Here is an 18,124-nt window from a genome sequence, read left to right as displayed (position 1 = left end):
ACATCAATGATGAAGAATGTGATTAATTTAATGTGTTTGGTTATTATTTAAGCATATTATTTATTTTGTTGAAAAATTATTTAAATACTTGAATCTCTCTAAAATTATTACTCTTTTTTCTAGAAACTTGCCCACTTAACAAAATTGCAAAAAATATAATAGCCATGTTATATAAATAATATAATATGTTAGATAATAAAAATGATAATATTAGTTGGACAAGTTTTTGCCAAGCTATGAATTCCATAGCGTACTGGATTATCCAAAACAAAAAGAAGTATAAGAAACGTGACTATTACCAAATATTAACATTAAAAGGAAACTGTAAATATATAGAAAATAAAGCCAAAAAACTTGGAAGCGATAAACTAGTTGCAATGTATACAATGGCATTAATCAAAGACAATATCTCTTTAGATTTCCTTCCAAACTATGTAACACTAAAAAATGGAACTCAAATAGACAAAGCCGAACATGTAGACATGGCCATAAGAACTGAAAGCTACATCAGAGCAAACGGAAGGCTTCCTGCAATCGTTTACAGAATGTCAAAACTTCCTGATTACAATGACTCAACAATGAAGCTGTTTATCAAGACATTCAACTACAAAGGAAACACCATTGATGAGGCTTTAGCTATTATAGCAAAGAAGAAATTATACAGCAAATACTTTGATTCACAAAAGACAGACAAGAAAACAATCAATGATGCCAGTCAGGGAAAAGGTTCCAATTGTGTAGACTGGGGGCAGGTGTATTACAGAATAGCTAAATCTTTAGGTTATGACGTTCAGTTTGTCCATGTCAAATGTCGTGTTAGTGGGACTGGTCACATTAGGTTAAGATTGAGACATAAAAATCATACTGGAGGTAACTGGATTAACAGAGATCCTGCTGCAGTGGCAGATACAACTTCAGGTAATGTCAGAGCAATTTGGTGTGATGATGGCTATCTAATAGCTTATGATCCATCATGGATATTTACAGACTTGTATAGTAGTTAAGATAACTATCCTTCTTTCTTTTTTTAGATTTATTTAGGGTTTAATTTTTGAAATTAGCTTGTAAAACATAGAATAATTATATTATTCAACCGATAATGTCTTTATAATACAATCAATATCATTTTCAATATTGTTAAATAGAATTAATCTTTTAAACTATAAAAAATGTTTATTAAATTCCCAATATTCATCATATTTTCTAATAATTAACTTACAAAAGTCTTTAATATCATCAGAATAGTCTTTATTTTTATAAATATCTTTAATTTGATTAATTAATGATTCTAAATCCTTCCATTCTTCTAATTCCTTAAAATCAAATTCAGATTCAACTTTAATTAGCTCACCCCATGAACTAGAGTATAATTTATTCTTATGGAATTTACTAATAAAAGTTAATACTTCAATATCTTCTTTAACATTTTCGTCAAGGTATTTTTTTACCACATCTTCTGATTCAAAGTTTTTCCAATAAGACAAAATGGTCTTTAATCGAGGATGATTTAATAGATTTCCATTTTCACAAAATTGATTAATAGTATTAATCATTATTTTTTCTAATTCGCTCATCTGTTTGAAAGTAATTATTATATCTTTTTCTAATATGACCAGTTGCTTTGTACTAATTTCTAAATCATTTTTTAATTTATTCATTTGCTTTGAACTAATTATTATATCATTTTTTTGTTCAGATTTAATTTCCATATCTTTTTCTAATTTAGAAAATTCATTATTATATTTATAAAATACTGAATATACAAGTTCTAAAATTGTGAAAAAACTATTTTCAAAATCAGAGTTCCTCAATATTTCAAATGTTTTATTATGATTGTTAATTCTAGTAAATAAATCCTCTAAAATGTAATAAATATATTTAAAGTCATCTCTATAAAGATAAATTATTTCACCATTTTTAATTAAACTTTTTATAAATGCTTCAATATTTCCAAATGGAATACAATGCTTTGATAAACATAATTGACGCAGTAAAAAATGGTTATAATCATAGTTTTTGCTTTTAGTTAACATTTTAGAAATCTCATTTTCATCATTGCAGTTAATTAATTTATCTAATAAGGTTACACTAACATCATTACTTTCAAGTGAAAATGAAAAATATTTGTAAAAATGATGAGAACTACCAATTCTATTATTTTGAGTTAATTCATCAATACTAAAATTAGAACTTTTTAATTCTGGGAATAGATAATTTAAAACTTTATTCATACTCTCTAAATCAACATTAATGAGATTATTTTTCACATACTTATTGAAGTTTGCTGTTGTTTCCTTTTTTATACTATCAATCATGAATTTTCGTCTATGTGTTGTTAGAATATCTTTATATTTCGGAAGAACTGAAAAAATCTTTGATTCGAAAACTTGCAATGCAAGAAGAACAAAAAAATCATCAATATTTAGTTCATCATCAAAATTATTTATATAAAAGTTCAACATATTTTTATATCTTTTCAAATCTCTTAAATCTTTAATAAAAACTGTTAAATAAGGTAAAATTTCCATTAAATGTTTATCTTTATTGATGAAATTATTTAAACGAGAATTATAAATTTCTGAAAGTTCATTGAAAATTATCATGTCCATTCTAGATTGATTAACTTCTGGAACATTTATTGGAATCTGAACTATTTTATCTAAAAATTTATCCCCTTTATCTGATTGTAACTGATCTAGAGATTTTGCAACAATATCTTTGTCAAATGAAAGAATATAAATGAAATTCTTAAAATCAGCTAAAGATTTAACTAGTGTAATCACTTTTTTTATTTCTTTATCATTTAACCTGTCCATGTCATCAATGATTACAATAATTTTATATTCTGAATCCTCAAAGTATTCATCACAGAATTTTTTATGGGCTAATAATGAATAATATGACTCCATTTGATTCGAATTCAACCCATAAGTCATAATGTTATCTGGAACTGTTTGATTTGATTGTAAAAAATTTACATATTCATCTAATGTTGCTATCTTTAATTTTTTAAATATTGATCTTCTGTGTGTTGTTGCTCTTTCAAAAAGAGAATATTTTTCATATTCATGAGTAGTAATTTTTTCAAGTATTAATTTAAAAAATTGTAAGTATAAATTTTCTTGATTTGAAAAAAACCATGGATTGAAGTGTATGATAATATAATCATGATCTAAAGTTTTATTTTTGATTTCAAATTCAAGATAGCATAATATTAAATTAATTAATGAAGATTTTCCAGAACCCCATTTTCCAATTATTCCGATTGTTAAAGGTTCAATATCTTTGTAAGATAAAATGTAGTCACTAATTTTTCTAGCTAATTCTTTGCGATTTAATAAATCGTCTCTTTTGTGTTTTATTGCCACATCCTTTTTATCCATATCAATCACTATGTTATATTAAAAAGTATCATATTGGTCAATTTCATTTTTTAGATTTGTTAATAGATTGCTTAATTCGTTGCATAATTCATTAAATTTAGTTTGTGTTAATTTTTTAGTGTTTTCTCCTTTAATATTTTCAATATATCTGTTTAGGTTCTTTTTGTTAATTTCACAAGTTTTAAAACATATTTTTGAATCTTCGATGAATTGATAATCGTAATCATCTTCAATTATTTTAGGGTTTATAAAAAAGAATTTAAGGTTACGCCCCACCAATGCAATATCTATTATTTGAGTTTTCATAGCTTTGATGATATAATCACTATTTTTTTGGGGATAAGATTTTTTATTAGTATTTGATGGTTTGGAGTAGAAATTTAGAAACTGTTTATAAAATTTAGGAGTTAATAATTTGAATGCTTTTTGATTGTCTTTCCAGCATTTTAATATTTCAACGAAAAAATAAATAATATCTTCTTCACCCTTCTGTTCTGCTATTTTATACTCATTAAATTGATATTCTAATTCTATTAATAAATTAACAGAATCTTCAGGAAGTGAAGATAATTTCGAAGCTTTAAAATTCATATCAATAGTATAAATTGTGCCCAAAAAAGCAGTAATTATACCTATTAATGTAATAAGGGCACTATGATCTTTAAAAAGTAATCCTGTAAAATTGGTAAACATTGTCTCATTATATATTAAAGTAGGCTTAGTGGAATAGAAAAATAAGATTGTAAAGAAAATAAGAATTAACCACACAATCAGATATTCCAAAATTCTTTTTAAGTTCATGATTTAAATTTAATTTATTTAAATATTTATAATTGGTGTTATCTTATAAAAATTAAATGGAAAATCCATAACATTTCTGTTTAAAATTTTCATCACAGGTTTGTCAAAACTCAGCTCATAACCGCATTTAGAAAAGTATTGCCGATTGTTCTAATAATCATATTTTCCCAATAATTACATTCATTATTAAATAAGGATTAAGTCTATGAAAAGATGGCTATGTAATTACAAATTAGAAACATAAATGATGATAATTTTATATAAAAGTAATAATAAAATATTATATTAATTATTATATACAGGTTGTAATAGCTATGGCCAATATAAATAATACATCATCCTACATGGATGAAGACAAAAAGCAAATTATAAAAGAGTCCAATTATACCTATAGGGATGCTCTTGAAGTTTCAGCTTATCTCATTGAAGTGGGCAAGTTCGAAAGATTCTACAAGGAAATGCAAATCCACGATCTTCAAAAGGAACTTGACGAAATGGATGACGGAGAATAACTTCAAAAAATATATCTCACGTATATAACTCTTCAAAATAAACTATTTTTCATTTGTGAAAGTAATATTTATTATTACTTTTATATTTTTTTTATAATAAAATTTTATATATAATACATAATAAATATATGTATTATGTTACCGGAAAAAACCAACATCAGCGCAAGAGTTGAAATTACACTCAAAAAAATAGTAGAAGAATCTAGTTTTACACACAAGGATGCATATGAACTTGGAGCTATGCTAATAGCTATCGGAGATGCACAGGAAACCATAACACTAATACTCAACAATCCCGATTATGAAAGGATTATGAAACAAAGGGAATACAAGTTAATTGAAGAGAGAAAACAGGAACTTGAAAGAGAATTAAGGGATTTATAGGAGAACCATCACTATGAGTCGAGTAAATTCAGATACCCATTATTTTTTAGAACAACACGAATAGGAAATAATAAACTGCTGCAGGAAGGCAATGAGCAACAAAGAAATCATAGAACTCCTAAAAACAAAATATGACCGTGAAGTTTCACTCACAACATTTAAGGAATTCAAAGCAGGATTGAAACTAACAAAAGGGGATTTCCTTTTGCTGTAATCGTCACTTTCACCATGAAAGACGAATACGGTTCCGCAATTCGGACAGTAAGGGTCACCGCCCACCATTATTTCACCGCAGCATGGACATATCGGCATCTCATCACCACCTAACCTTTCACCTTCCATTCCATGAACTTATAATATGTTTCGGCATCCTTTTGCTTAAGCTCCTCAAGGAACTCCTTCTGCTTTGCATCGTCGAACTTTGAGACGATTTTCTCAATGGCAGCATAAGGGGATGCGTCAACGACCTCTGGCTCTTCTTCCTTTTCGGCCATCTTGACCTTTATGAGGTCGCATATTTCCTTTAAATAATCCAGATTATATGCATAAACCTCTTCGGGACTGGGGTCTCGTTCATAGTACTTTTTCGGCAATTTGCTTTTTTCAAAGTTGTGCATGAACTCGATTATCCTGTCCCTTTCCTGCAGGACCTTCTTGAGGTCAGCATCCTCGAATTCCCTTATGTATGTTTTCGAATCCATCATCATGTTATCACATACCTAATACTATTTATGGATTTCATCGGATAACCCTTTTTATTTCCCAGCCGAGATTTCGGCATGAGCGATGACGAATATCATCTTAAAATATTGATGGTGAAAACAGAGGCTGACTCATAATTTTTGTGTTTAATTTTTTTCTTATTTTATTATCCTTTAATTTTATATAGTAGGAAGTACAATCTATTATTAGAGTTAATTAACTTTTTGGTTGTGTTTTTTATGGTTTTGAGAGAGGATAAAATTGGTCAGCAATTATTGGTTCCTTTGGATTTGAAAGATTTGATTCCAAAGGATTATCCGTGTTATTTTATTCAAAATGTTGTTGATCAAATGGATTTTTCAAAAGTCGATGCAAATTATTGTTACAAAGCAGGCAAGCCTGCTTATTCTCGTAAAATGTTATTAAGACTTGTTTTAATGGGTGCTTTTGATGGAGGATTATCTGGAAGAGAAGTAGCTGCAAAAGCAGCTACAGACGTTAGTTACATGTACTTGGCAGGCATGGAAAACCAGATTTCAGAACAATCAACAGATTCAAAGTAGATCACGCAGAACTAATCGATGACGCATTTAAAACAACAGTATTAATGGCAAAAGAACTAGATTTAGTAAAACTCAAACACATAGCAATCGATGGAACAAAAATCAAAGCCAAAGCATCCATAAATAATTTAACAAACCAAGAACAAATAGATTTACTCAAAGACATCTTAAAAAAGAGTATTGAACTCGATGAAGAAGAAGATGAAATTCTTGGAGATGAATCCGGAAATTCCGTACCAAAAGAATTAATTGACAAAAAATCCTTTGAAGAAATCTACAAAAAAGTAACTGAAACCACAAAAGGAGATAGAAACGAATTCAAACTACGAAGAAGCAGTAAAAAACTTCTGGACCAAGCAAAGAAAGATAAAAAATCTGCCAAAAAAGTTTTGCATAAAGTCGAAAAAATCGATTCAGAACTAAAAAAGACAACAAACGATGTAATCAGCATTAACGACCCAGAATCACGATGGATGCTAAACAAAAAAAGCAAATGGGAATTCGATTACAATTTACAAATAGGAGTAGACGACTACAAAGGAATAATCCTATCATCATCACTAACACAAAATCCAACAGACGTATTCGAACTAATACCACAAATAGAACAAATAAAAGAAACATTTTGTGATTTAGCACCAAATACACAAATTTCAGCTGACAACGGCTACTCAACAAACGAAAACATAGACTATCTCGCAGAAAACCACCTGGATGGATACATATCCACCAGAAAACTCTCCAGAAAACTCAAAAAAATCAACAAAAAAGACAAACCCTTCGGAAAAGACAAATTCACCTTCAATCATGAAAAAAACACATACATCTGCCCAATGGGCCAAATACTAGAAAACCAAAAAAGCTACAAAAATAACACACGAATCGCATACTGGACAAACAACTGCAAAACATGCCCTAAACACCAAGAATGCTGTGGAAATAGGCATACAAGAGTAATAACTGATTATGGAAATCCAAATAAAATAAAAATGCTCAGAAAAATGGAAACACCCTGGGCACAAGAGATTTATAAAAAACGATCAAAAACAGCAGAATGGCCATTTGGAAATATAAAACAAAATCTAAAAGTAACAGAATTCAACACCACTGGACTAAAAAGAACACAAACAGAAGCAAAATTACTAGCAATATCACACAATTTAAAAAGAATATACAACGAAACAATACAAAACGAACTCATACACCATGAAAACAAACAAAATACCTGAAAATAATAAAAATTTAAACTAAAAATTTTTTAAAAAATAATTAATTTTGAGTCGTCCTCAAAAATAGAAAAAAATTCTTAAGTTTCTAGGAATATGTGTTTATGGGAAAGTATTTAATAGTATGTTTTTTAAAGATAAGTTTAAGTGGAATGTTTTGTAGAGGTGGTTATGATTAGGTTTTTTAAGTTTGGTTTAATTTTTTTATTAGTTTTTTTTATTTTTAGTAGTATTGCTTTTGTTTGTGCTGATGAAAACATGACAAATTCTATTTCGTCAAGTGATTTGGATAGTGCCAATATTTTAAATGAAGACGTATTGAAAGTGGATGATTGTCCGGAAGAGATATCTCTTGAAGATAAATCGGATTCGGTTATTGTTTCGGACAATTGTACTTTTTATAAAAACGGCAATTATACCTATGATGTGTCGCTAAAAGATGATTTGGGAAATCCCATAGCAAATGCCCCATTAATTTTTGAAATTAACAATAACACCTACAACCACACAACCAACAGCAACGGTTCAGCTTCTTTTTTAAATATACCTAATCTCGATGTTGGAGAATACATCATTAAAACCAAATTCTTAGGTAATGAACTATATAACCCTGCAAACACTACCAATCATATTATCATCAAATCAACGATAATAAGTGATGATTTTACTAAGGTTTATACAAGTGATTCAAGTTTTAAAGCCTATTTTTTAGATTATGATGGGACATTATTGAATAATACTCGCGTAGGTTTTCAAATAAAAAACACTACATATAATAGAACTACAAACAATTACGGTCTTGCAAAACAAGCAATAGGCTTAACTCCCGGAAACTACACAGTAACCATAATAAATTACTACACAAATGAAAGAATAACCAATAAAATTGAAGTCATACCGCAGATTGTGGAAAATAGTGATTTGACAAAATACTTTAGAAGCGACAAGGATTTCATTGTCCGAATAATAGACAATGCCGGATATCCCGTAGGAGCAGGAAAAACAGTGTCGTTTACTGTCAATGGTGCCACATATAACCGAACAACAGACAGTAGTGGTTATGCTAAAATGCAAATAAACCTCTATCCCGGCCAATACACCATAACAACCCATTATAACGCCACCACAGTAACAAACAATCTCATCGTGCTTTCAACTATTTTAACTAGCAATCTGGACATGAAAGCAAAGGACGGAAGCCAATTCGAAGCATTGATACTCGACGGCAATGGAAGGCCATATCCCAACCAACACGTAACATTCACAATAAATAACGTAGTCTATAACCGCACCACCAACCAATACGGAATAGCAGCACTAACAATCAACTTAAACAGCGGATCATACCTAATCAAAACAACCTACAACACATACTACAGAAACAATTACATCCACACAACACTAACCACCAGCAAAACCAAAAAAAACACAGTCATAACAATATTAAACCTGCAAAGGGAAGTTAACCAAACAGGAACAATACAAGTCAAATTAACAGACAACAACGCAAACATATTAACTAAAAAATCTATTCTCTTCACTATAAATGGTGTGAAATATAATCGTTTGACAGGTACCCAAGGTGAAGCTAAACTGAACTATCGCCTGGCGGAAGGCCGACATAATTTTACAGTGTCATTTTCAGGAGACCAGGACTACAAAACAAAAAGCACTACCGACTACGTGAACGTGGCTAAACTAAACACAACCCTCCACCTCAGCGGTTCCTGGACACTAAGCGAAAAAGAACTAATAGAATTCCATCTAAAAGACAGTAAAGGGAATATAATCACCAATGAAGAAGTGACATTCACAATAAACAACACCAACTACACAAATACAACAGACAACAATGGATATGCAAAACTCATAATAGATTTAAACCCTGGAAACTACACAGCCAGCATAAACTACAACGGAAGCCCTTACTACCATCCCTCAAGCAACACCACCACATTCACAGTCAGCGAAAACACTATCTTCAGCTACAGCCTAATCATCCCAAACTACATCAACATGACCAATGACTGGACAATCTACCCAAGGGAATTCAACTTAAATTATATCTCACAAACCGGAGTAAACGGCAAAGTCAAAATGCCGATTGCACGTGAAATAATGATTATAACACCAACAGACAACTACACTTATTTTGTAGGTGCAGTCCCATATGGCGAGGAATATCTTATAAGCTACAATGAAAGCCGACACGTAAACTCAACAGATTTCAACATACACATCAAATCTGATGCAAATTATACCAATATCACATACTATGGCTATTTTAAAAAAGGAGTGAACAACTTCAATATTGTTTATCAACAACCGTTTTTCGGAATTGGACGGGGTTATGAAGAAGTACTGATTATGGATAACGGCAAAGTATCAGGTATTGCATTTAGCGAACCCATTTTCCATGATGAAACAGGTATACGCTGCGCATTCATTGAAAACGAATCCCTAATATACCACACAGACTTACTGGACTGTAGATATGATACATACAGCAACTATAACACATTGCGCTTTAGCCAAACAAATGAAACAGTCATTTATTCTGAAGATTTGTTGAGTATTGAAAATAATCCCTCTTATGAAAAAATAGCCACCAATTTCAGATATAACGATATTTCAATTGACAAAAATGAATTTGTGAGTTTCGGCAATCTCCTTAATACATTTGCCGGAATAGAAGTCGTGCAATCCTATACTCTAAGCGATGTAATCGTAACCGACAGCATACTGGATTACTACTTAAATCCAAACGGCATATACTATTTCGATCCTTCGATAAACTCGTTATACTCCAACTTCCTGATAGGATTGTCAACTATATGGAAATATGATGAATTCACACTGGGATTAACTGATCTTTTAAATCTCACAGCTAACCGTGAAAACACAGCATTATGTATGGCAGGAGTCGAATTCGGAGGAAAAAGCTACGTCCATGCACCAGACCCGCTAATGGGAATAAACATAACCGGAGAAAACAACACAAACATCAAACTATGCAAAGCATTCACTTCACTGTTACTATCTGAAATAGAATCACAAGTGTTATATCTAACAGGCATAGAAAGCATTTCATCGATGGATTATCTATTTACAGAAATTATAAATGGACAAAACTACACAGTAAACATAACGAACAATACATTAACGATAAAACTAGCAAACGACAACACAACATTATGGTTACTGGATATGGAAAACGGAACAGTATACAGCCTATTCATTAACAACAACTTCACATACAAAGGAGCAACAAGCCAAAACAGCGAATACTGCTGCCCAAACGACTTCTTAACTAGTATCACTAATGCCCTTAGTGGTACACTATATAAAAATAATAGTGATACTACAAATCCAAAAAGTTATGCTAACAATGGACTTTCAGACACTGATAAAAAAATTCTTTTACAAATAGGAGCATCTGCAGCCGCAACACTCTCTGCAGCATTTATAATGATTTCATTGCCTTATATAGGAATTATTCCTTTTTTCCCAGTGTTAGGCATATTTATTGGTGCAGGATGTCTTTTATTTGGTGTTTCGTTATTATTGAATTATTATGAGAATGGTGAAAATGGAGGAAAGGCGCTTGTGTCTACTTCATTTGATTTTTTTATGACTTGTGTGAGTTAAAATGAAAATTACTGAGTTTCTTTCAAAAGGTTTTTTCACGGATGGTTCTGATTTATCCCGGAAACAAAGAGTTTTAGTTTATAGTTTAATTTGTGTTCCATATATTGTATTCTCATTTGCAGCCTATGCTTTCACCAATGATCCATTTGCATTAAAAATTATGATAATCCTACTTATTTGCATATCTCCTTTGATTATTTCATTTGTTTTTGCGGATAAGTTAAATGAAAAGTATGGTCGGTTTTCAGAAATCAGATTTGGTTACACTTACCAACGTGGAATCCATTCTGTTTCATATGCTTATCTTACATTCATGGGAATGATTTTATTCATAACAAGTGTGCTCAATAAGTTACTATTAGGGTCATTGCTTTCATTTTCCTTTGCCATTCCTTTCATTTCAGCATTTTTTAGGACTGACGTTTTCAACGACTCTAGCTGTTATCTTGATGATGAGATTGTTTTGGGTTATCAGCCAACATGCCATACATTTTCAATACTGGCTGGGTTGTTGGGCTTTTATAATACATATGCTCTTTTAAATGTTAATTATGATTGTGCAATATTACTGTTTGTCATTACTGTCCTATTTCAAATAATTTTTGTCATTCCTAATTGGGCCAATAAAATCGTTCCTTTCGAAATTAGAAAAAAGGAAGGATTCATTCTATACAATGTGCTTACAGGAGCAGTTTACCTTTTGATTTTGTATTGCATAATAGGAAATACGATGTTTCCTCCAATACACATAAACTTAACTCCTGAAGGAATAATCAGAAAAATAATAACCTATGGAATCGGAATAATACTCCTAATCCTGATAATAAGACAGGGAAAAAACATGGGTAAAAAAGAAAAATGATTATTGAAATTAATTTATGGCTTTGTAGAAATCCTCAGTTTCATTGAATTTGAGTTGATCTGTAAATGTTATAAATTGTATTTTTGAGTTTTGTTTCTTTATTTGATAGTTGTAGGCTTCTGCTTCGATTTGTTCCGTTAAATATTCTTTTTATCACGCTGAATAATGATTCTACATTGTTTCTTCTGGAATATATTTCTTGTTTGAATTGTTTTTGGCTTTGTAGAAATCCTATCTGATTTTTACAAAAAATTTTTCAAAAACATTTTTTCTATTCTATTTTTACTTTAATTTTCAATAAAATAATCTTAATATTAGTATTTTCATTTTACACTTGAAATTTCACATCGATTGCAAAAAATAAGCAATATATAGGTATATATAGTAAAACGGAGAATAAATATTAATATGAACAACGAAAATACCTATTCTCCAATTAGTAGTTTGTTTTCAAAGCAATTAAATCTTTCGGATTTTGGTTTTGAAAAGCCAACACTCAAAAAAATTAAAGAAATAAACAAAGAGATAAAACCAAACAAACTGTTAAAATTCATCAAATATACATTTAACTACTCAAAAATTGTGTTAAACAAGTATTCAAGCCATTTTTCAAAGCATGATTTCACACAACCTGCATTATTCACACTTTTAGCCGTGAAAATCTACACAAGAAGTACATACAGACAAATAACTGATTTATTAGAACTTTCTGATAAAATACAGAAATATTTGCACTTAAAAAAGGTTCCACACTACACAACACTCCAAAAATTCTTTCAAAGACTACCAACATCAATATTACAAGAATTAAACAAATTAATATTGCAAAATCATCAAATAACTGGTGAAATAATTGCTTTAGATGGAAGCGGCTTCACAAATGACTACGCAGACAAATATTACGCAATAATCAGACGAAAAGAAAGAAAAAGCTACGTAAAAAACCATATTTCAATCGATGTAGACAGCAGATTAATACTTCATTATGCAACCCAAAAAGGCCCAAGATTCGACACACGCTTTGCATTAGCAGCAATAAGAAATATAAAGAAATATAAACCAAAATACATCCTAGCAGACAGAGCATACGATACAGAACCCATCAGAAAATGCATAAACGAAGAAGCAAAAGCAAAAGATCAAATACCACTAAAAACCAGAGCAAAAACAGGACATTATCGGCTAAAAAGTAAAAAACAATTCAACCAGGAAATCTATTCAAGAAGAAACAACGTTGAATCAATATTTAGTGTAATAAAAAGAATATTCAACGGAACAAACCGAAGCAGAAGCCTACAATTATCAAATAAAGAAACAAAACTCAAAAATACAATCTACAACATCTATCGATTAACTCAAATTCAATAAAAATGAGGATTTCTACAAAGCTAATCTAATCAAAAACTTGAAAGCCACAATTTGAACAAAATTCAGCATCTGATTCAAGTTTTGCACCACAATTTGTACAAAACCTATCATCACTGTAAATCAATGCCTTTCTAACTTCCAGTTCTTCTTCAGAAATTTTACCTTCATCAAACAGTTCATACAATTCCAGAAGAGCATCAATTTCATCACGGTTTTGATTGTCAATATTGTCTTCAATAATTTCTTTTAATGGAACGGCCTTATCCTCATTAATCTCAAAAATAATATCTGAATCATCAGTTGAAATTTTAAATTTATTTTTAGACCATCCACCAGTAGTTATTTCAATATCCAACATGTTTTTGTAGCGTATTTTCTCTTTGGTATTGTCAATTATTATTCCATCAGAATCTAAGAGCAAATCACTGCCAATCCACTCATCGTTTGAAAGAATATTTATCCAAACTTTTCTTTGCTTAAAAATAATCTCTTTTTCTTTTTTGATTTTGGCGGCTTTAATGTTATAAGAATCAAGGGAACCTTTAAATTCTTCAATAAAATCAACAGTTATCTCATCTGTGTTGATTTCCAAGCCTTTATACTTAAGAAATTTTAAAAATAGCTTATTGGGAGAACCCAATGGATTAAATCATAATCTTCCAATAAATCCATGTTCTGTTCGTATGTTTCATTTGAAGAATTTGTAAAGAAATTTTTCAGTTCCATATTAATATCTATATTTTTCCAATATAAATTTTATTTCTAATTAACCAATGTCAATTTTGATAAAATAACTTAAAAACGAATTATTCCTAATTTTAGATTATCAATTTCTTAAAATATATTCTATTAATTTTATCCTGCTCAATAAATGGTGCTGAAGAATCTATTCTTAAAATTTCATCATAACATTTAAAGCATCCCCTTTATGACATAATTGTGCTAAGGTAACTGTTTTTTCACGTGTTAAATTAATATTGATATAATCTCTCAGATAATATCAACTTAAGCCACAAAAAATTAGCCATGATTTTTATTTTTCTTTTTTTTCCATGTTTCTTCCCAGTCTGATTATCAGGATTACAAATATTATTCCAATACCATATGTTATTATTTTTCTGATTATTCCTTCGGGCGTCAAATCGATATTTACTTGATAAAACATCCTTGAACCCATAAACCATAATGAAATTAGAAGATAGCAAACACTTATCAAAATAATATTTAAAATGAAACCTTCCTTTCTTCTAATTTCAAAAGGAACAATTTTATTTATCCAGTTCGGAATAACAAAAATCACCTGAAAAATAACAGTAATGGCAAAAAGCAATATTGCATTATTAAAATTTACATTCAAAAGATTATAAACGTTGTAAAAACCAAACAAACCAACTATCAATGAGAAAGTATTATAAAAAGGGGGATACCCTAAAACAACTTCTTCACCAATATAACAACTGGAATCATTAAATACATTTATTCTAAACTTTGAAAAAAAAGGAACAACAAACGAAAGCGAAATTAAAATCCCTAACAATCTATAAACTTGACTTGTCCATAACAAGATAATAGCAACAATGCCGGGAATATATAATAAAGTAAATACACAAGTATGCTGATAAGTATATCCAAACCTAAGATTAGAATGGCCCCCATATCTAGAATAAAACCACTCAATAAAAATAAAATGAATTAATAAAGGCAATACAAATACCAAAAATGCCAAATACACTTCTAAAACATAAAAAACACCTGAAATATGGTATAAATATCCTGAAAGAAGACCTAATGGAGTAATCAGAATCAATCCAAAAAGGATTCTATTACGCACGGATAACTTAGAGCCGTCAGATAAAAAATATTTTGAAATAGATCCATTATTTTTCATATTATCACATCATTGAAAAAACAATACCTTGTAAAGTATCTCCAAGTGCAGCTTTAGGATTATAATCATCCAAATATAAATATAGAAGATATGATCCCACTAATAATGTTACACCCAGTGCAAGAGGAGCCATAACTCCAGTACAAATCGTAGCCAGTTCCAAATAAGGTAATGAATTCATAAGTAAAATTGTAGCGGAAGATGTACCAAATGATGCTAATCCTTCTAAAGCTAATTTTTGATCCATAGAAAGATTCTTACTACTTAAATGAACTGGACTTAGATTATTAGTAAAATTATTGTTATTTTGTATTGCTCCTGTAAGTGCACAGACCATCGTTGTTAAAAAATTATAGGGACAGCAATATTCACTATTTTGACTTACTGCACCCTTGTATATGAAACTATTATTAATAAAAATATCATATATTGTTCCATTTTCTAAGTCAAACAACAGCAATGTAACATTATCGTTTGTTAATTTTAATGTTAATATGTTTTCTGTTATGTTTATTGTGAAGTTTGCACCAGCCATTATCTCTGAAAATAAATAATTCAGCGAAGAAATTGTATTTATTCCAGCAGAATTCAATGCTTGAGATTCAAACTCACTTAATAATAAAGATGACATAGCCCTACACAACAAAACACTTTCATTATTTTCACCACTAATATTTAAACCCATTAATGGATTTGGGCAGTGAACATAACTGCGACCTCCAAATTCAACACCAACTAAACATAATGAGGTACCTTCACGATTAACACTAAGATTTAATAAATCAGCCGAATTGCAAGTAAAATCATCATAAGCCCAAAAAGTTGATAAACCTACTAAAAAATTAGAATACATTGAACACTCCCAATCAAAAAGACCAAAACTTTGATTAACATAATGCCCAACAATATCTTTATTAATAAGAATATCACTCAAAGTATACGATTGTGCAACATCAATTCCCATAAAAACATTATATAACTTACCAAAACCTACAAATTCATCCTTTAAAACATGCACATCACCATAATTAAATTCAGTAGTTATTTTCTCATAAGTAGGAGTATTGTTTATACTTAACAAATCGTCAGAATAAATTACTGATTCATTAGTCAAACAAAAGCGTAATGTATCATAATTACTATAACTGTCATATCTGCAAGTTAGATAATCCAAATGGTTAATTATTGGTTCATCTTCTATAAATGCACACCTAACACCAGTTTCATCATAAAATATAGGTTCACTAAATGCAATGCTTACTTTAGCAATACCATTCACATAAATTAATAATTCCTCAGAATGAGGATCTAAAAACGGATTATTAAGATAAATAGCATTAAAATTATTAACACCACCCATCAAATTACCATAATACGTGATATTCACATAATCCATATTAGATTCAATATGAAGAGTAAAATCTGAAGAATTAATATTTAAACTATCATCATAAACAATAGAGTAAATTCCTGGTGCTACAAATCCCATATAATAATTATATTCATCATCAGGTGTTAAAATATTTAATTCTCTAGCAACAGGAATCCTAATTTTCCCATTTAAACCTGTTGTTGAAATATATCTTGAATCAAATCTAGGATACACAGTCCAATCATTAGTTACTTCCACATAATTTGGAATAATTAAACTATAACTAAAAAGACTGCTATTACTTACACTGAAATTTGTAGAGTTAATTGATCCATAATAATATTCACTTCCACTGTAATTCACATTAACGTTATATTCACCAGGACTTAAATTTACTATAAGCTTTGCACAACCCAAATTATCTGTAGTATTAGTGTAAGTATTATTGTTGATGCTAAATGTGACCTCCTCATTTGATATCACATTTCCTTGCGTGTCCTTCAAGTAAAATTCAATCAACTCTTCCCCACTCAGTGTCCAGCAACCTCCAAGATATAGAATTGAATTCAATTTGCCTGAGTTGATGTAATCACTTACAGTTTTTGTTTTGTAGTCTTGATCTCCTGAAAATGATACTGTGAAGTTGTGTTGGCCTTCAGGCAGACGATAGTTCAGTTTAACTTTACCCTGAGTATTTGTCAGACGAGTATATCTCATGCCATTAATTGTAAATAGAATCGATTTTTTAACCAATACATTTGCACTATTGTCTGTCAATTTGACATTTATGGTTCCTGTTTGGTTAACATTTCTTTGCAAATCCAATATGGTTAAGACAGTATTTACCTTAATTTTACTACTGGTTAATGTTGTGTGTATGTAATTGTTTCTGTAATATGTATTGTATGTTGTTTTAATCAGATAAGACCCACTGTTTAAGTTAATGGTTAATGCAGCTATGCCATATTTATTGGTGGTGCGATTGTATACCACATTATTGATTGTGAATGATACCTGCTGATTAGGATAAGGATTACCATCACCATCAAGTATTAATGCTTCAAACTGACTGCCATCTTTTGCTTTCATGTCCAGATTGCTGGTCAATACAGTTGATAAAACAAGAATGTTATTGGTGACTGTGGTGGCGTTATAATGGGTTGTGATGGTGTATTGGCCTGGGTAGAGGTTTATTTGCATTTTAGCATAACCGTTACGGTCTGTTGTTCGGGTATATGTGGCGCCATTGACTGTAAATGATACGGTTTTTCCTGCTCCTACGGGATATCCGTTATTGTCTATTATTCGGACAATGAAATCCTTGTCGCTTCTGAAGTATTTTGTCAAGTCACTATTTTCAACAATCTGCGGTATGACTTCAATTTTATTGGTTATTCTTTCATTTGTGTAGTAAT

15 protein-coding genes and 1 pseudogene are annotated in these 18,124 nt (G+C 30.1%); 8 read left to right on the top strand and 8 right to left on the bottom strand.

Translation table 11 applies throughout. The annotated features are described in order from the left end of the window. Positions 1-236: 236 nt before the first annotated feature. Complete coding sequence (locus Q0W26_RS05050; RefSeq protein ID WP_298523091.1) at positions 237-1,004, top strand: hypothetical protein; 768 nt, start codon at positions 237-239, stop codon at positions 1,002-1,004. Between the two features lie 156 nt (positions 1,005-1,160). On the opposite strand, the gene Q0W26_RS05045 is transcribed toward Q0W26_RS05050, so the two are convergent. Both Q0W26_RS05045 and Q0W26_RS05040 read right to left on the bottom strand, forming a co-directional pair. Further along, on the bottom strand, positions 1,161-3,383 hold the full coding sequence (locus Q0W26_RS05045; RefSeq protein WP_298523089.1) for a P-loop NTPase fold protein: 2,223 nt from the start codon (positions 3,381-3,383) through the stop codon (positions 1,161-1,163). Positions 3,384-3,401: 18 nt separating this feature from the next. Further along, the gene (locus Q0W26_RS05040) at positions 3,402-3,974 is read right to left on the bottom strand and encodes a hypothetical protein (protein ID WP_298523086.1); all 573 of its coding nucleotides are present in this window, start codon (positions 3,972-3,974) and stop codon (positions 3,402-3,404) included. Positions 3,975-4,498: 524 nt separating this feature from the next. On the opposite strand from Q0W26_RS05040, the gene Q0W26_RS05035 reads away from it, so the two are divergent. After that, a complete protein-coding gene (locus Q0W26_RS05035; protein WP_100815195.1) occupies positions 4,499-4,696 on the top strand; it encodes a hypothetical protein in 198 nt (65 codons plus the stop codon). Between the two features lie 135 nt (positions 4,697-4,831). Beyond that, positions 4,832-5,080, top strand: coding sequence for a hypothetical protein (locus Q0W26_RS05030; protein ID WP_298523084.1), 249 nt, complete (start codon positions 4,832-4,834; stop codon positions 5,078-5,080). 39 nt (positions 5,081-5,119) lie between these two features. Here Q0W26_RS05030 and Q0W26_RS05025 read toward each other — a convergent pair whose 3' ends face one another. Together Q0W26_RS05025 and Q0W26_RS05020 are read right to left on the bottom strand one after the other, a co-directional pair. Further along, positions 5,120-5,422 carry a hypothetical protein gene (locus Q0W26_RS05025; RefSeq protein WP_298523081.1) on the bottom strand — a complete coding sequence of 101 codons (303 nt, stop codon included), beginning with the start codon at positions 5,420-5,422 and terminating at the stop codon, positions 5,120-5,122. Continuing rightward, positions 5,404-5,787, bottom strand: coding sequence for a hypothetical protein (locus tag Q0W26_RS05020; RefSeq protein WP_298523078.1), 384 nt, complete (start codon positions 5,785-5,787; stop codon positions 5,404-5,406). The genes Q0W26_RS05025 and Q0W26_RS05020 overlap by 19 nt, the downstream gene beginning before the upstream one ends. Before the next feature lie 234 nt (positions 5,788-6,021). Here Q0W26_RS05020 and Q0W26_RS05015 point away from each other — a divergent pair, with 234 nt between their 5' ends. From Q0W26_RS05015 to Q0W26_RS05000, 4 genes are all read left to right on the top strand, one after another. Further along, on the top strand, positions 6,022-6,345 hold the full coding sequence (locus Q0W26_RS05015; protein WP_298523076.1) for a transposase: 324 nt from the start codon (positions 6,022-6,024) through the stop codon (positions 6,343-6,345). Then, positions 6,327-7,574 (top strand): IS1182 family transposase, encoded by a 1,248-nt coding sequence (locus Q0W26_RS05010; protein ID WP_342765337.1) that lies wholly within the window; start codon positions 6,327-6,329, stop codon positions 7,572-7,574. Before Q0W26_RS05015 ends, Q0W26_RS05010 begins: the two co-directional genes overlap by 19 nt. A 255-nt stretch (positions 7,575-7,829) precedes the next feature. Continuing rightward, entirely contained in the window at positions 7,830-11,219 is a 3,390-nt protein-coding gene (locus tag Q0W26_RS05005) for an Ig-like domain repeat protein (protein ID WP_298523074.1), read from the top strand. A gap of 1 nt (position 11,220) precedes the next feature. Beyond that, the gene (locus tag Q0W26_RS05000) at positions 11,221-12,081 is read left to right on the top strand and encodes a hypothetical protein (RefSeq protein ID WP_298523072.1); all 861 of its coding nucleotides are present in this window, start codon (positions 11,221-11,223) and stop codon (positions 12,079-12,081) included. 40 nt (positions 12,082-12,121) lie between these two features. Here Q0W26_RS05000 and Q0W26_RS11930 read toward each other — a convergent pair whose 3' ends face one another. After that, complete coding sequence (locus tag Q0W26_RS11930) at positions 12,122-12,316, bottom strand: transposase (protein ID WP_342765336.1); 195 nt, start codon at positions 12,314-12,316, stop codon at positions 12,122-12,124. Positions 12,317-12,489: 173 nt separating this feature from the next. On the opposite strand from Q0W26_RS11930, the gene Q0W26_RS04995 reads away from it, so the two are divergent. Then, a complete protein-coding gene (locus Q0W26_RS04995; RefSeq protein WP_298523070.1) occupies positions 12,490-13,449 on the top strand; it encodes an IS5 family transposase in 960 nt (319 codons plus the stop codon). A gap of 25 nt (positions 13,450-13,474) precedes the next feature. On the opposite strand, the gene Q0W26_RS04990 is transcribed toward Q0W26_RS04995, so the two are convergent. The 3 genes and pseudogenes from Q0W26_RS04990 to Q0W26_RS04980 all read right to left on the bottom strand — a co-directional run. Beyond that, on the bottom strand, positions 13,475-14,041 hold the full coding sequence (locus Q0W26_RS04990; RefSeq protein WP_298523068.1) for a zinc ribbon domain-containing protein: 567 nt from the start codon (positions 14,039-14,041) through the stop codon (positions 13,475-13,477). A gap of 441 nt (positions 14,042-14,482) precedes the next feature. Next, positions 14,483-15,337, bottom strand: a complete 855-nt coding sequence (locus tag Q0W26_RS04985; RefSeq protein WP_298523065.1) for a hypothetical protein — start codon at positions 15,335-15,337, stop codon at positions 14,483-14,485. A 4-nt stretch (positions 15,338-15,341) separates the two neighbouring features. After that, positions 15,342-18,124, bottom strand: a pseudogene (locus Q0W26_RS04980) (hypothetical protein); the annotation flags it as partial.

Origin of the sequence: uncultured Methanobrevibacter sp. (genome assembly GCF_947169325.1) — an archaeon.
Taxonomy (GTDB): Archaea; Methanobacteriota; Methanobacteria; order Methanobacteriales; family Methanobacteriaceae; genus Methanocatella.
Note: the sequence above shows the minus strand (reverse complement) of the source record. Positions and strands in the feature narration are given on the sequence as shown.

Excerpts from the sequence above, each read along its gene's own strand:
- Q0W26_RS04985 (WP_298523065.1), bottom strand. The coding sequence starts at position 15,337 with ATGAAAAATAATGGATCTATTTCAAAATATTTTTTATCTGACGGCTCT.
- Q0W26_RS05015 (WP_298523076.1), top strand. The coding sequence starts at position 6,022 with ATGGTTTTGAGAGAGGATAAAATTGGTCAGCAATTATTGGTTCCTTTG.
- Q0W26_RS05045 (WP_298523089.1), bottom strand. The coding sequence starts at position 3,383 with ATGGATAAAAAGGATGTGGCAATAAAACACAAAAGAGACGATTTATTA.
- Q0W26_RS05035 (WP_100815195.1), top strand. The coding sequence starts at position 4,499 with ATGGCCAATATAAATAATACATCATCCTACATGGATGAAGACAAAAAG.
- Q0W26_RS05000 (WP_298523072.1), top strand. The coding sequence starts at position 11,221 with ATGAAAATTACTGAGTTTCTTTCAAAAGGTTTTTTCACGGATGGTTCT.
- Q0W26_RS05025 (WP_298523081.1), bottom strand. The coding sequence starts at position 5,422 with ATGGAAGGTGAAAGGTTAGGTGGTGATGAGATGCCGATATGTCCATGC.
- Q0W26_RS05005 (WP_298523074.1), top strand. The coding sequence starts at position 7,830 with ATGACAAATTCTATTTCGTCAAGTGATTTGGATAGTGCCAATATTTTA.
- Q0W26_RS05020 (WP_298523078.1), bottom strand. The coding sequence starts at position 5,787 with ATGATGATGGATTCGAAAACATACATAAGGGAATTCGAGGATGCTGAC.
- Q0W26_RS04995 (WP_298523070.1), top strand. The coding sequence starts at position 12,490 with ATGAACAACGAAAATACCTATTCTCCAATTAGTAGTTTGTTTTCAAAG.
- Q0W26_RS05040 (WP_298523086.1), bottom strand. The coding sequence starts at position 3,974 with ATGAATTTTAAAGCTTCGAAATTATCTTCACTTCCTGAAGATTCTGTT.
- Q0W26_RS05030 (WP_298523084.1), top strand. The coding sequence starts at position 4,832 with ATGTTACCGGAAAAAACCAACATCAGCGCAAGAGTTGAAATTACACTC.
- Q0W26_RS05050 (WP_298523091.1), top strand. The coding sequence starts at position 237 with ATGAATTCCATAGCGTACTGGATTATCCAAAACAAAAAGAAGTATAAG.